Genomic DNA, 14,684 nt, shown 5'->3' with positions numbered 1-14,684 from the left:
GATAAACGCGGGTTAATCAGTGCTGCAAATGTTTTGGAATCGAAAAATGAGGTAAAGGAATTGGCTCTTTTCCCTCACCTTTACGAAAGGCTTTCAATTGCAAAACGTAAGTAAGAATATGTGCCACTGCGATGTACAGTTGGCTTGGGATTGCTTGTTCAATCGCCGTCGTGTGATAAATCGAACGGGTAAGTGGCGGGGAGTTAATGATTTCCACTTTGTTTTCTCGGGCGATACGTTGAATGTGCATAGCAGTTTCGTCTACGCCTTTTGCGACGACAAAGGGCGCGTCAGAAAGCGAAGGCTCGTATTTCAGTGCGACTGCGTAGTGCGTTGGGTTTGTGATGATCACGTCAGCCGTCGGCACCATTTTATCGATCTTACGGCGCGCAAACTGTTGCTGTATTTGACGAATACGTTGTTTTACTTCCGGACGACCTTCATTATTTTTAAATTCCTCTTTCAATTCTTGTTTCGTCATGCGGAGTTCTTTTAGGTGTTCCCAACGCTGATAAGGAATGTCGATAACCCCAAATAACAACAAGGCGAAGCCCATTAAGAGTAAGCCTTCAAACAGAATTGACATTACTAGAGAAAAACCTTGGCTGAGTGGGAGGTTTTGCATGCCAAGTAATGGCTGTAAGTGGTTGTCTAAATAGCCATATAAGATGCCGAAGATCACGGCTACTTTGAACGTCGACTTTAAGAGCTCAACCACTGAGCGGGTCGAAAAAATGCGCTTTATCCCGCTCAAAGGATTAATTTTGCTGAGCTTTGGCATCACGTTCGCGGGACGGAACATCCAGCCGCCTAGCACAAGGCTACTACCACAGGTCACGATAATAATGACGGTAAACAATGGTAATAGCATGTCGATGATGACTGCTAAACTTTGTCCCAATTGCTCGACAAGTTGTTTAGGATTTTCTAGGTCGGCTCGCGTCAGCATCATGTTGTAGCGAAAGATCCCCGACATGCTTTCCCAAATACTATTAAGCTGAGAGTAAAAGTAGAGCGCCACCGCTAGAAATATAACCGCAGTAGTAAACTCTTTCGCGCGAGGAATTTGTCCTTCCTGACGGGCTTTCTTTACCTTCTGCGGTGAGGCTTTTTCAGTTTTGTCTTGAGAAGATTGATCGCTCATGCTCCCCCCAACATAAAGTTACTCAAGTGTCTAATGGTGTCGTGAACGAGCGCCGTGTAGCGACCAGGAACACCAGAAACTGAGATTAATACGCTGAATAGACCCAGCAGCATCGTCATAGGAAAACCTAACGCATAGACATTAAGTGATGGTGCGGCTCGGTTCATTACACCAAAACTGATGTTGGCTAGAAGCATGGAAACAATAGCGGGTAAAGCCAAAGCTAGTGAAGAGGCAAACATCCAACCGAAAATATTGACAACACCTTGCAGAGAAAGCGATGTGATACCAGATCCGACTGGCCAAACAACAAAGCTTTGAATCACGATATCTATGACGAGTAAGTGTCCTTCTAGCGCAAGAAACAACAAGGTTGAGAAAATCAGAAATATGCGTCCCAAAATGGCGACAGAAAGCCCGTTAATAGGATCATTCATCATCGCCATACCTAAGCCCATTTGCAGAGAAATCACCTGACCAAGCATGGTGAAAACGTTAAAGAGCATGTGCAAAATTAACCCAAACATTACCCCCCAAATAGCTTGCTCAAAAGCAAGGAACAGGGAAGTCATAGAGAATAATTCGACTTGTGGCATGGGTGGCATTAACGGTCCAGTAATGACAACGATCGAGAGGGCCAGTAAAGTACGAACCCAAACAGGAATAATTGCATCACCAAAGAAAGGCATTGAAATAAATACGGCTCCCACACGAAAAAACGGCCACCAGAGTTGACCGAGTATCGCCGAGAGCTCTGCAAATGTGATGGCCATTAGCCAATCATCCCTGGTATGTTGTGGAACAAGAAATCAAACAGTTCCATGATCTTACGTAGCATCCAGTGACCTGCAAAAATCACCATTAATAAGGTAACGAGCAAACGTGGCAAAAAGCTGAGTGTTTGCTCGTTGATTTGTGTGGCAGCCTGAAATACGGCGATACACAAACCGACAATTAAGCCTGGAACAACCAATACGGCAACCATCAAAATGATCAGCCATACTGCATCGGAAAATAACGTTACGGTTAGTTCTGGGGTCATAACTGCTCCTAGTTAACCGAAGCTGGCAGATAAGGTGCCAACTGTCATTGCCCAACCATCCACGAGTACAAATACCACCAACTTAAAGGGAAGTGAGACAATTAAAGGTGATAGCATCATCATACCCATTGCCATCAGGACACTGGCGACAACCAAGTCGATGACCAAAAACGGGATGAAAAGCATAAAACCAATTTGGAAGGCGGTTTTCAGTTCACTAATGACAAATGCAGGCAAGACAACGGCAAATGAAATATCCTCAACGTTTTGGTCGAGAGGCTCATTGGCAATACGTAACATTTGTTCAAGAGAGCTTTGGTGCGTCTGTGCCAACATGAACTCTCTCACTGGTTTCTCTGCAACAGAAAAAGCCTGTATTAGCGTGATTTCGCCGTTGTCGTATGGCTGAAACGCATTTTCATAAATATCGCTCCAGACAGGGCGCATAATCAGTAACGTCAATGCGAGAGCGATCCCGACCAACACTCTGTTAGGTGGGCTTTGTTGAAGACCAAGAGCTTGGCGCAAAATCGCAAGGACAACGACAATTCGAGTAAAGCTCGTCGCCATCAAAATAAATGCTGGAAGAAAACTGAGCGCCGTCATCAACAACAGAATTTGCAGTTTAACGCTGTATTCTTGTTGTGTGTCGCCATCAGAAACGGACAAGATAGTTAAGCCGTTGTCAGCCGCCATTGTTGGGAAAGCAAACAAAAGTGACACCAATACCAAAAGAGGTAACCAACGGTGCCAAGCGCTCAGATTTTTCATTGTGATGCCTACCTAAGATTATTGACCAACGCCACTCAATGCAGAGTCATGTACATCGATCAGACGAAGTCCATACTTATCATTGACAACGACAACTTCAGCGTGGCCCATAAGAGAACCGTTTACTTTCACGTCTAAAGGCTCGCCATTGAGCTTTTCCAACTCGATAACCGTGCCTTCACCCGCTTTCATTAAGTCCCCAAGTGGGATCTCCTTACTCGCAACTTCCAGCGTGACTGTGACAGGAATGCTTTTGAAAAAGCTAAGGTCACGTTCCGCAGTGGCTGGTTCTTGTTGGAGCGTATCTTCGGCTTCAAAGTCTTCTAATTGAAAATCATCAAAGTTCAGTTCTTCTGCGTCGAATGCATTAGTTTCTAGCGCTTCGCTCATCGCTGCGGTTCCTTATCAGGGTTAAAGATCAAAACAAGTTGGCCGTCTTGCTCGGCAATACGACCTGTAAATAGAGATTGGTTGCCAATGCTTACTGGAACCGTGTTAAGAAGCTCAATAGGTAAAATATCGTTGGGTTGTAAGCCAACCACATCACTTAAAGGCATCTTCTTTTTACTTAGAACAACGTTCAGTCGAACGGGGGTCGTCTCTAAAGAACGACAGAAAGGTTGAAACAAATCGGTATCAGGCTGCAGTTCAAGCTGCTCGATCAGCGTTTGAATAAGATGACCATCTAGCTTGAGATGAATTGAGCCTTGATGATCGTCAAACGCAATGTTTAATTGAACGTTAATGCCAATTCCTCTAGGGGTCTCATACTCACCCGTGTCCCACATTTCACCAGGAGCAAGCCAACCGATGATGATTCGACTGATGCGCTCTTGTAAACGTAAGTCACTGGCCGTCAGAGTAGCGGCTGAACGCTCTGCACTTGCACCATAAAATCTATCAGCCAACTTTATTAGCGTGTGAGGGTTACCATGGATGAATACCATGCCGCCTTCCTGATGTTGATAGGTCGACGTTTGCTCTTTGTCCATCTCAACCGATGTAAAGCGGTGCAAGTCTACTGAGGTTAAGCTAGCTTCCACTTTTCCTGTGCTGAGCCAATTTTGTAATTCAGTCGTAAGGTTTGAGCAAGATTCTGAAATTAAATTATCGAGCTTCTCACGAATGATATGAATAGGTTTGCCTAATAATTCTACATCAAGTAGTTGACTATCAGAAATAGGCTCGCTAACTCTATTTTCCATTTATATTTTACCGTGCGTTAACAATCGAAAGTGTTTTAACTTAATGGCGTGTAGTCTACACAGAAATTTTAATGATCTTTTAGCTCCAAACTCTAAGATTGTGACTTTAGTTCACATGTTGCTTTGTTCATATAGTCATAATCTTTTAATGAAATTTAAAAAGAGTTAGTTTTCTTTATAAATCGCTTAATAAATAAAATAACAATGTTGAGCGTTTTAGTTGTTATAGCTTTTTTAAATTGCCTTTATGGCGTAACAACAACTTCAAATAAATAAATTATAAGATACTGTTTTTTATGCTTAAAGCTTCCGTTGGAGGCTAAGCGTGCTCTCTTGAGCGTTTTGTAACCAATTTTAATATTCAGAATAGGTAATTAAAATGATTAGCTATGCCAGTTCTCTCGGCTTGGTGGCATATTTAATTAAACGGTTTAAGTCATGGGAATGTAAGATATACATGAATCATGTCCGTTTGATAATTTGTAACACAATTATTGTTATCAGTTTTATTTTTTCAAAAGTGTCATATTCAGAAGAAGTCTTAATAATCCCTATGGACCTCTCTAAATGGACATATGAGGGAAATAAATTCAAATGCAACTTGTTGCAATCAAATAAAGACTATGGGAAGTTTTATTTCCTAGCGGAACCTAATAATAAATTCTATTTTATTTCCGATATAGAATATGAAAACAATAAATGGAAAACGATTGCTTTAACAACTCAAAATGCTCCTTGGGGTGATGAGCTTTATAGAAAAGAATTTGGTTCCCTTGAATTTACTAAGCCGTCTCAGCGTTTCATCTTTAATAAAGGCGCTGAAGAATTCATGGATTCAATTGCTTCGGGTAGTTGGGTGACGCTGTCACTTAAAGGAAGTAATGCTTCCTCTGTTTCAGAGATTGTGATTCCTACTCTTCAAATTCAAAACGCATTGAAATCATTTAATGCGTGTCGCGCGCGATTGCCTAAATTGTCTTTTTCAGAGGCAAGGGATATGGCGCTCTCATTTGAGTTTGGTCAGAAGACGTTAAGTCGTGGACAGAAAGCAACACTAGAAGCGCTGTATAGCTATGTATCTGTGGATGATCGAGTGACCAAAATCCTCATCGACGGTCACACCGATAACGTTGGTTCAAGTTTAACGAACCTTTCTGTGTCACGTACTCGAGCAGAGCAAGTCACCAATGCTTTGATTGAGCTTGGGGTCGACGAGTCGATGATCGAAACACGAGCTCATGGTTCACGTTACCCAATTGCCAGCAATAACTCGGTTAATGGCCAAGCAAAAAACCGACGTGTCACCCTGCGTTTAGTGAGGGACAACGAGTATACGGCTACGAAACACCACCCAGATCTACAATCACAAAATCAACAAACGAAAGTTAAGGTTCAATGATGACGAAAACGAAAATTTTGTTGGTTGAGCCAAATGAAGCTCTTGCTCAACCAGTATTGGATGTGTTGCAAAATGCAGGTTACACCGCGAAACACACTCGTACTGGTCGAGGCGCTTTGCTTGAAGAGCGAGCAGAAATCACTTTAGTGAGCTCTACGCTGCCGGATATGTGTGTTCGTGAGTTTGTCGCGTGTCACCAAAAGCAGCGAAATTCGGGTGTTGTTATTGCGATTGTCGACCAAGAACAAGGCATCTTGGCTGCTGAGACGATGAAAGCGGGCGCTACTGATTATCTATTACGCCCGTTTGAATCTAATCAGTTGGTTAATCTGCTTAAACGTGTTGAAGCGTTAGGTAAGCCAATGGCCAACATTGTTGCGGAGTCTTGGAGAAGCAAACAAGTTCTGCAATTGGCGCATCGTGCAGCATGTACTAACGCGAGTGTGCTTATTACAGGTGAATCGGGAACGGGTAAAGAAGTGCTGGCGCGATATGTGCATGAGCACTCTCCGCGTATCAATGGTCCATTTGTGGCGGTTAACTGCGCCGCCATTCCAGAGTCAATGTTAGAGGCTGTGCTATTCGGTCATGTAAAAGGCGCGTTCACCGGAGCGACAAATTCTCAAAGCGGTAAGTTTGAAGAAGCAAATGGCGGGACGATTCTGCTTGACGAGATTGGTGAAATGTCACCTGCGGTTCAAGCGAAATTGTTACGCGTCCTTCAAGAGCGTGAAGTAGAACGTGTTGGTAGCCATAAAGCCGTTCAGCTCGATATTCGTGTTATTGCGGCAACCAACAAAGACTTACGTGAGGAAGTTCAAAAAGGCACGTTCCGTGAAGATCTTTATTATCGATTAGATGTGCTGCCTCTGCACTGGCCGCCTTTGCGTGAAAGAAAAGAGGACATTCTACCAATTAGCCAATTCTTTATTGAAAAGTATCAAGATAGCAGCCGCTGTCACCTATCCCAAGATGCGATTAGTGCGCTGAGTCAGTATCACTGGCCGGGCAATATTCGTGAGTTGGAAAATGTCATTCAACGCGCTTTGGTCATGCGTCATGGTGATTACATTACAGCCCATGACCTGATGCTGCCTATTGAGCTTGTCGCGTCAGTTCCTACAGCAGAGCCAACTGCAAGTTTTGGTCATGTAGAAGCGAAGAAGCAAGCTGAATATCAGTTTATTTTGGAAAAGTTACGTCAGTTTGGTGGAAACCGAACGAAAACCGCAAACGCGCTTGGAGTCTCTACTCGAGCGCTACGCTACAAGCTCGCAGCAATGCGAGAACATGGTATTGATTTACAGTCGGCACTAGGCTCGGCTGCCTAATAGGAGAAAAAATAGATGGCAAGTCAACCTACTCATGCGGTCTCGGCAGAGCAACTTATGTTGTCAAAAATGCAGGCGATGCAGGCACAAGTGCAGCCGCCAGAGTTTATCGTGAGTGCAAATCCTTTAGATCAACAATCACTAAACGCACCTTTATCGTTCTCACAAGCGATGACAAATGTGTTGGATACAGTGAATCAACATCAATCAGTGGCTAGTCAAAAAATGACGGCCGTAGAAACAGGAAAAAGTGATGACCTAGTTGGTGCAATGGTCGCGAGCCAAAAAGCCAGCTTGTCCTTTAATGCTTTGATGCAAGTGCGCAACAAAGTCGTGACCTCATTTGAAGATATTATGAAGATGCCGGTGTAATTCATGTCAGAACTAACCCCCCAAGTCGCCGGAAACACAGCTATGGCTACCGGCACAGCACAGACATTTTCTACTGCCAACGGCATGGACGATGTGACAACGAAGCTGAAGCAAATCTGGTCTAGCAGTCAGAGAAACTTAGTGCTATCTGCGGTGTTAGCTGCGATTGTTGCAGCGATTATTGTGGTTGCACTATGGAGTTCCTCGCAGAGCTTTCGTCCGCTCTATAGCCAACAAGAGCGTTTTGATATCGGCGAAATTGTGTCGGTATTAGAAAGCGAAGGCGTAAGCTACCGCATGCAAGAGCAAAATGGACAAGTTCTTGTACCAGAAGGTGAGGTTGCGAAGGTGCGCATGTTGCTTGCATCAAAAGGTGTTAAAGCTAAGCTGCCGACAGGTTTGGATTCGCTCAAGGAAGATAGCTCTCTTGGTACGAGCCAATTTATGGAAACAGCGCGTTATCGTCATGGTTTAGAAGGTGAGTTAGTACGTACTATCATGTCTTTGAACTCAGTAGCGAACGCGCGTGTTCATTTAGCAATACCTCGTCAAACTCTATTCGTCCGCCAAAACAGTGAGAATCCATCAGCATCTGTCATGCTTGAGCTCAAACCTGGTGAAGACTTAAAGCCTGAACAAGTTGAAGCGATCATTAACCTAGTGGTCGGCAGTGTCACGGCAATGAAGCCAGAATTTGTTTCTGTCATTGACCAGTATGGCCGTCTTCTTAGTGCGGATGTCGCTTCTGCGGAAGCTGGTAAAGTAAATGCGAAATATCTTGAATACCAGAAGAGTGTTGAAAAACAGATCATCCAACGCGCAGCAGATATGCTTACGCCGATTGTGGGGCCGAGTAACTTCCGAGTACAAGTCGCTGCCGATCTGGACTTTAGCCAAGTTGAAGAAACACAAGAAATTTTGGATAACGCACCGGTTGTGCGTAATGAGCACACCATTCATAACAACTCGGTTGATCAAATTGCGTTGGGTGTTCCTGGTTCTCTAAGTAACCAACCGCCAGTGACAGGATCTGGTGAAGTGGAAACGAACGATAGCCAAAACACGAATGCGCGATCTGAAGTGAATCGTCAATATGCTGTAGGTAGTAGTGTTCGTCGTACTCAATACCAACAAGGCCAAATAGAAAAGCTTAGTGTCTCGGTTCTGTTGAACTCCAAAGCTTCGCCAGATGGTGTCGCGTGGAGTGAAGCCGATAAAGAGCAAATCTCAAACATGATCATGGATGCTGTTGGTATCTCTGCCACACGAGGTGACAGCTTAAGTTTAATGAGTTTCAACTTCACCCCAATTGAAATTGATGCTCCTCCTGCACTGCCGTGGTGGCAAGACCCTACAGTACAGCAGCCAATACGCTACGTTATTGGTGGCTTGTTAGGCTTGGCGATGATCTTCTTCGTACTGCGTCCATTAATCATGCACCTAACTGGCGTTGATAAACCTGTGCCTGAGCTAAATTTTGCTGAGCCTCAGGAAGAACCTGACTACGAAAACTTGCAAACGCGTGAAGAACGCGAGCATGAAGAAGTACTTGATCGCCGCCTATCTGAAAAAGGCATCTCAGCCTCTTCAGGTTTAGATGTAAACAGCGACATGCTACCGCCAGCAGGCTCGCCATTAGAAATTCAATTGAAACACCTACAGCTTATTGCTAATGAAGAGCCAGAGCGCGTAGCCGAAATACTGAAACAATGGGTAAACATCAATGAACACAGTTCTATCAAAGCAGACGCTTAGTTATGTTGAACAAACCGCGCTCGTGCTATTAGGCATGGGCGAGGATGCCGCAGCGAAGGTTTTGCAACACTTTAGCCGTGATGAAACCCAGCGTGTGACTCGTGCAATGGCGAAGTTAAATGGCATTAAGAGCGATTCTGCTCGTGGTGTTATTCAAACTTTCTTTGAAGATTTCCGTGAGCACAGCGGTATTCGAGGAGCCTCTAAGGAATACCTATCTAATACATTGCGTAAAGCATTGGGTAACGATTTGGCAAAAGGGTTATTAAATACCTTATATGGCGATGAAATTCGCAACAATATGCAGCGCTTACAGTGGGTGGAAGCAGAAACTCTCGCTCGTTTCATTGTGAACGAGCACCCACAAATGCAAGCAATTTTTCTAGCGTATTTGCCAGCAGACAGCTCTTCAGCGGTATTGAAGCACTTGCCACAAGATTACCATGACGAAATCTTGTTCCGTATTGCTCAATTGCAAGATATCGATCATCAAGTTGCCGTTGATTTGCATGAACTCGTTGAGCGTTGCATCGAAAAAGTATCCGCAAGTCAAAGCACGCCGTTATCAGGTGTTAAGCAAGCAGCAGATATCATTAACCGCTTTGAAGGTGACCGTGGTTCATTGATGGAAATGCTGAAGTTGCATGATGAAGATGTTGTTAATGCAATTGAAGAAAACATGTTCGACTTTATGGTTCTTGGCCGACAACGCGAAGAAACTATGGACATGTTGGTGCAGCAAATCCCGCTAGAGTTGTGGGCAGTTGCGCTAAAAGGTTCCGATATTACCTTACAACAAGCTATTAAGCGTTCAATGCCGCAACGTATGGTGAAAGCGCTAGAAGATGACATGGACGCACGCGGCGCTGTTGCGTTAAGTCGAGTTCAAAAAGCACGTCAAGACATCATGCAAATGGTACGTGAGCTGGATGAATCTGGTGAAGTTCAGCTGCTTCTCTATGAAGAGCCAACGGTGGAGTAAGGTCATGCTAGAGATAAAATCAAGTACTATGCGATTGCCTCCGAGCGGGTATCGTTTACACCGTTTTCCTCCTTTAGCGCAACCTAAGACTATCGAAGACGAATTCGGGCTAGATAACCAAGGCTGGCAAGAACCTCAAATTGATATCCAACAGCAACTTGAAGAAGGTTTTCAACAAGGTTTGCAACAAGGACATGAGGAAGGCTTACGCCAAGGTATCGAACAGGGCAAGCAACAAGGTCTGTTGGAAGGCCAAAAAGAAGGTTTCCAAAAAGGCTTTGTTTCCGGTGAGCAGTCTGGAAAGCAAGGCTTTTTGGAGGCGGCGAAGCCTGTCAATGAACTTTTTCACGCCCTTTCTCGTTGGCAGGATGAAAAAGAGCAGCAACAACGTCATATGATTTGTGAACTGGTACAAAAGGTAGCTCAGCAAGTGATTCGTGCCGAGCTCACTTTAATGCCTCAGCAGATCCTAGCTTTGGTGGACGAGACATTGTCTGCCATGCCTGGTAAAGCGGAAACAGTAACTGTGCATTTAAATCCGCAAGATTTAGAGCGCATTACTCACATCAATGCTGATTTGCCGCAATCTTGGAAACTGGTCCCTAATACGGAGCTTCCTATTGGTGGCTGTCAGTTAGTGACTGATGACGCAGAAGCGGATGCGAGCTGCGACTCTCGTTTGGAAGCCTGTATGGACAATGTAAAGCAACACCTTTTGGATGAAGTCAGTATTCCACAGGTAGAGTCTGAGCATGAGTAATACCCTAAGCCATGAACTATTAAGTGAGCGTTTGAGCGAAGCCTTGGCTTCGCTCGATTCAATCCCTGTTGCTCGCGTAACAGGGCGATTGATAAAAGTAAACGGCTTAATGTTACAAGCCGTAGGGTGTCGGTTTAAGCTTGAGCAGCGTTGTCTCGTAGAAACCGCGGAAGGCGATATGATCGAAGCGCAAGTTGTGGGCTTTGAACACACTATTGCTTACCTCATGCCTATCCGCCGTTTAGGCGGTCTGTTTGCAGGTGCAAAAGTCATCCCTCTTGATGGTGACAGTACCGTGCAGCTAAGCTCTCAGTGGTTAGGACGCGTACTGAATGGTTTAGGTGAGCCGTTAGATGACGGGGCACCGCTTAAGGGGGGAGAGCGAGTTTCACTTGAACCAAAACCGATTAACCCACTGAAGCGACGCCCAGTTGATACACCACTCAACGTAGGCGTGCGTGCGATTAATGGACTATTGACGGTAGGCAAAGGCCAACGTATTGGTTTGATGGCTGGCAGTGGCGTCGGTAAAAGTGTGTTAATGGGGATGATCACCAAAAACACGGAGGCCGATGTAATTGTGGTCGGGCTTATCGGTGAGCGAGGCAGAGAAGTACGTGAGTTCATCGAGAGAAACTTAACCCCAGAAGCGCGCAAGAAAGCGATCATTATCGCGGCTCCTGCTGATGAATCCCCGCTAATGAGGTTAAGAGCGACATTACTTTGTCATCGCGTTTCAGAGTATTTCCGAGACCAAGGCAAAGACGTTCTACTTCTGATGGACTCTCTAACCCGATACGCCATGGCACAGCGCGAAATCGCTCTTTCGCTCGGTGAGCCTCCAGCTTCTCGTGGTTATCCGCCCTCAGTCTTCAGCGTGTTACCTCAACTCTTAGAGCGAGCGGGTAACAGTGAAAATCAACATGGTAGCTTAACGGCAATTTACACCGTATTGGCAGAAGGGGACGACCAACAAGATCCTGTCGTGGATTCCGCGCGCGCCATCTTAGATGGGCATGTCGTTTTATCGCGTCAACTGGCTGAGCAAGGGCATTATCCCGCGATAGATATCAACGCGTCTATTAGCCGTTGTATGAATACTTGTACGCAGGACGCACACAGCACGATTGCGAATAACTTCCGTCAAATGTACTCCAACTACCTTCAGGTTAAAGAGTTACTGCCATTAGGGGGTTATCAACCAGGACAAGATCCTGAGTTAGATCAATCTGTTGCTATGTATCCAAATTTGCGTGCATATCTACAACAAGCTGCCAACGAGTCTGTAGATTACCCAACCAGTTTGACCGAGCTCGCGCAGCTTTTTCAAAGTGCTTAATCAAATGGGAGTGACAAGGCTGAAATGAAATCCAAGTTAAAAGCCGTAGGCAAGTTACAGCAAATGGAAGAAAAACAGCGTGACCGTGTGGGTCAACAACTTGATGCCATGCGTCAGCGTCACTCCCATCTTTCAATGCAATTGGAACAGTTGTCGGCGTTGAAAGGCCACGCTGGACAATCAACCCGAACCGGCCCGACGCTGACGAGCGCGGCTTTGATGAACTTTAATCGTGTTGACCAAATGCTACAAAGAATGCTTCGTCACCACGAGCAAGAGCAAGCCGTTATGCAAGCGGAATGTGCATCTGTACAGAAAACGCTAGAACACAAGCACGCACGCGTTCAAGGGTTAGAAAAAGTGCTTGATCGTTGGCGTACTAAGCAGAACTATGAAAAAGCGAAAAAAGAGCAAAAGATGATTGAAGACATCATTAACTCTCGCGTTAAGCGTAAGATATTATGATGTCTTGTTGACGCTACTAGGAGCGCGAATAATTTCTGCGGTGTCTTAGCCAACCAAACCAGCCTCCAAGCATGATCAACCCTGATCCGAGAGCACCGCCGCCACTGCTGCCGTTGTTACCAAAGCCAGATGTGTTGGTATCGACAGGCTCAAAGCCAGAGTCCCCTTCGCTATGATAATCTTCCGAACTTGCTAAGAGGGCGTTATAACTGGTTTTTACACCTGAGCTGGTTTGGGTCTCAATCCATGTTGCATAGTTCAAAATCTCGGTAAACACACTTGGAATCGCAGCGGATTCGCAAACTGAAGAACCGTAGCTCACAATGCCAATTTGCTGATACATGCCATTATTGTCTTGATAGGTGAGAGGACCGCCTGAGTCACCACGACAGATACCAGTGTAGCTTCGTTCAGGAAATCCATTCGCACATAAACTTTCCTGAGCGTTAAACCCTGTTACCAACGAAGCGCATTGGGTGTCGGTAAGGGGTTTTACTTCTGCCCAGCGTAAATAGTTAGGGGGGCTTTCATCATTGGTTGAGGTCTGACCTAAACCGAATATCTGATAAACTGACTTGCTGCTGTAGTCTCCAAAGTCTTGCGGTAAAGTGATGGATTGGACGTTATCGGTGATAGGTCTAGTCAATTCAAGGACAGCGATGTCATTAATCCATAAATCGCTAGGCACATAATCAGGATGAATCGTGATAGAGCGAACATCTTTGAATTCTTCAACAAACACGTCATTCATCGTAGGGTTTTTGACTAACACTCGTAGGTCGTTGATTGTCCAGCCGTCAGTAAAAACGCTTGGTTCTACGCAGTGAGCCGCAGTTAAAATGAAGCGGTCGTTTACAATGGTTCCCCCACAAATATTGGCAAACTGATTAGCGCCAGTTTTATGTAGAATAAGACGTGCAAAAAAAGGAAGTTGGTTTTGGGTAGCCTGCTGACCCCCAATAATTGCCGTGGAGATCCCTTGTTCTGAAAGGCGGTTATCATTTTCTACTTCAGCGGTCGTACTCAAAGATACTGCAAAACAGAGTGCGCTTAGCCATATTTGATACTGCTTCATAAACCATCCTTGGATGAAAAGTGCTCTTCTAACTTTATACTAGTTTTTCAGTGAATGTGCTTAACAAAAGTTTCTAATAGTTGAATGATTGTTGTAGCCAAGATCGCAACAGATGAAATGATTCAAGCTTTAGCTTGTGTGGCGGGCATACAAAGTAAAGCTGTTGATGAGGATTAATGACGGGTTCACCCAGCTCGATTAGCTGACCATATTTGATGTCATCCTTCACAAACAAGCGATGAGTGACCAATAACCCCAAACGACGAGTTGTGGCCTGGACGGCTTGTATCGACATGTTAAAAGTGATTGGTTTTTTATTTTTAGGTCGCTGGATACCCGTCGCGTCCAGCCACACGTTCCAGTCATTTTTCCGTCGTTCGTTAGTAACTTCAATGATGGGATACTGCTTTAAGAGTTGAGTGATGTTTGAGTCCTTGGTCTTCGCTATCAATTCAGGACTGCACACCAAAACCAGTTCATCTTCACTGAGCTTTTCGCAGTAGTAATCCTGCCATTCTTCGGGATTTCCATGCACCAAGGCCGCGTCGATACCTTCTTGTTCTAAATTGAATCTGCCAGACAGGTTTGATAAACGAACGTCTAATTGAGGAGCAAACCCTTGTAAATCTGACATTCGAGGAATCCACCAGTGAAGAGCCAATGAATTCACCATATTGAGCGTAACACGCTGCAAGTTCTGATCTTGGATGAGTGCTTCCGTTGCATCGACAATTTGCTCTAAAGCGGGTGCCACCTTCCTGTAATACTTTTTACCGTCCGCGTTGAGTTGAACTTGTCTGCCTATGCGATCAAATAGAGGCTTGTTGACTTGACTCTCCAGCGATTTAATTGCCTGACTTACGGCTGAGTGGCTCACACTTAATATCTGTGCTGCTTCTGTCATGCTGCCAGACTCAGCTACTGCAACAAATGCGTAGATGGACTTTAAGGGGACTAGTTTCCGCATAATTTAAAAACCGTAGCTGGTGATAGATAAGTTAAACTGTAAGTTTTTCTTACATCAATGGTTAATATTACTCGCTA

Annotated in this window: 16 protein-coding genes; 8 read left to right on the top strand and 8 right to left on the bottom strand. The window is 44.8% G+C overall.

Annotated features, from left to right (window positions below):
- Positions 1–16: 16 nt before the first annotated feature.
- From flhB to R7040_RS06525, 6 genes are read right to left on the bottom strand one after another with little or no spacing between them, the layout of a single operon-like run.
- Complete coding sequence (flhB, locus tag R7040_RS06550; RefSeq protein WP_005375025.1) at positions 17–1,144, bottom strand: flagellar biosynthesis protein FlhB; 1,128 nt, start codon at positions 1,142–1,144, stop codon at positions 17–19.
- Positions 1,141–1,917, bottom strand: coding sequence for a flagellar biosynthetic protein FliR (gene fliR / locus R7040_RS06545; RefSeq protein ID WP_005375027.1), 777 nt, complete (start codon positions 1,915–1,917; stop codon positions 1,141–1,143). The genes flhB and fliR overlap by 4 nt, the downstream gene beginning before the upstream one ends.
- On the bottom strand, positions 1,917–2,186 hold the full coding sequence (gene fliQ / locus R7040_RS06540; RefSeq protein ID WP_005375036.1) for a flagellar biosynthesis protein FliQ: 270 nt from the start codon (positions 2,184–2,186) through the stop codon (positions 1,917–1,919). Before fliQ ends, fliR begins: the two co-directional genes overlap by 1 nt.
- A 12-nt stretch (positions 2,187–2,198) precedes the next feature.
- Positions 2,199–2,957 (bottom strand): flagellar type III secretion system pore protein FliP, encoded by a 759-nt coding sequence (fliP, locus tag R7040_RS06535; protein ID WP_005375037.1) that lies wholly within the window; start codon positions 2,955–2,957, stop codon positions 2,199–2,201.
- 18 nt (positions 2,958–2,975) lie between these two features.
- Entirely contained in the window at positions 2,976–3,347 is a 372-nt protein-coding gene (gene fliN / locus R7040_RS06530) for a flagellar motor switch protein FliN (protein WP_005375038.1), read from the bottom strand.
- The gene (locus R7040_RS06525) at positions 3,344–4,162 is read right to left on the bottom strand and encodes a FliM/FliN family flagellar motor switch protein (protein ID WP_005375039.1); all 819 of its coding nucleotides are present in this window, start codon (positions 4,160–4,162) and stop codon (positions 3,344–3,346) included. Before R7040_RS06525 ends, fliN begins: the two co-directional genes overlap by 4 nt.
- Before the next feature lie 379 nt (positions 4,163–4,541).
- Here R7040_RS06525 and R7040_RS06520 point away from each other — a divergent pair, with 379 nt between their 5' ends.
- The 8 genes from R7040_RS06520 to fliJ are packed head-to-tail and all read left to right on the top strand — an operon-like array spanning position 4,542 to position 12,565.
- On the top strand, positions 4,542–5,561 hold the full coding sequence (locus R7040_RS06520; RefSeq protein ID WP_213967597.1) for an OmpA family protein: 1,020 nt from the start codon (positions 4,542–4,544) through the stop codon (positions 5,559–5,561).
- Entirely contained in the window at positions 5,561–6,892 is a 1,332-nt protein-coding gene (locus tag R7040_RS06515) for a sigma-54 interaction domain-containing protein (RefSeq protein ID WP_017820535.1), read from the top strand. The genes R7040_RS06520 and R7040_RS06515 overlap by 1 nt, the downstream gene beginning before the upstream one ends.
- Before the next feature lie 15 nt (positions 6,893–6,907).
- The gene (gene fliE, locus R7040_RS06510) at positions 6,908–7,264 is read left to right on the top strand and encodes a flagellar hook-basal body complex protein FliE (protein WP_005375045.1); all 357 of its coding nucleotides are present in this window, start codon (positions 6,908–6,910) and stop codon (positions 7,262–7,264) included.
- 3 nt (positions 7,265–7,267) lie between these two features.
- Positions 7,268–9,019 carry a flagellar basal-body MS-ring/collar protein FliF gene (gene fliF / locus R7040_RS06505; RefSeq protein ID WP_005384024.1) on the top strand — a complete coding sequence of 584 codons (1,752 nt, stop codon included), beginning with the start codon at positions 7,268–7,270 and terminating at the stop codon, positions 9,017–9,019.
- Entirely contained in the window at positions 8,988–10,001 is a 1,014-nt protein-coding gene (locus tag R7040_RS06500; RefSeq protein WP_005375048.1) for a flagellar motor switch protein FliG, read from the top strand. The genes fliF and R7040_RS06500 overlap by 32 nt, the downstream gene beginning before the upstream one ends.
- A gap of 4 nt (positions 10,002–10,005) precedes the next feature.
- Entirely contained in the window at positions 10,006–10,761 is a 756-nt protein-coding gene (gene fliH, locus R7040_RS06495) for a flagellar assembly protein FliH (RefSeq protein ID WP_064354936.1), read from the top strand.
- On the top strand, positions 10,754–12,100 hold the full coding sequence (gene fliI, locus R7040_RS06490; RefSeq protein WP_053350026.1) for a flagellar protein export ATPase FliI: 1,347 nt from the start codon (positions 10,754–10,756) through the stop codon (positions 12,098–12,100). Before fliH ends, fliI begins: the two co-directional genes overlap by 8 nt.
- 24 nt (positions 12,101–12,124) lie before the next feature.
- Positions 12,125–12,565 carry a flagellar export protein FliJ gene (fliJ, locus tag R7040_RS06485; protein WP_017820533.1) on the top strand — a complete coding sequence of 147 codons (441 nt, stop codon included), beginning with the start codon at positions 12,125–12,127 and terminating at the stop codon, positions 12,563–12,565.
- 16 nt (positions 12,566–12,581) lie between these two features.
- On the opposite strand, the gene R7040_RS06480 is transcribed toward fliJ, so the two are convergent.
- On the bottom strand, positions 12,582–13,640 hold the full coding sequence (locus R7040_RS06480; RefSeq protein ID WP_025768593.1) for a S1 family peptidase: 1,059 nt from the start codon (positions 13,638–13,640) through the stop codon (positions 12,582–12,584).
- A gap of 73 nt (positions 13,641–13,713) precedes the next feature.
- Positions 13,714–14,607: a LysR substrate-binding domain-containing protein gene (locus tag R7040_RS06475; RefSeq protein ID WP_033906699.1), complete on the bottom strand. Its 894-nt coding sequence runs from the start codon at positions 14,605–14,607 to the stop codon at positions 13,714–13,716.
- Positions 14,608–14,684 lie beyond the last annotated feature (77 nt).

This window comes from Vibrio sp. 1069, assembly GCF_033340555.1.
This window is presented reverse-complemented; position numbering and strand designations above follow the sequence as displayed.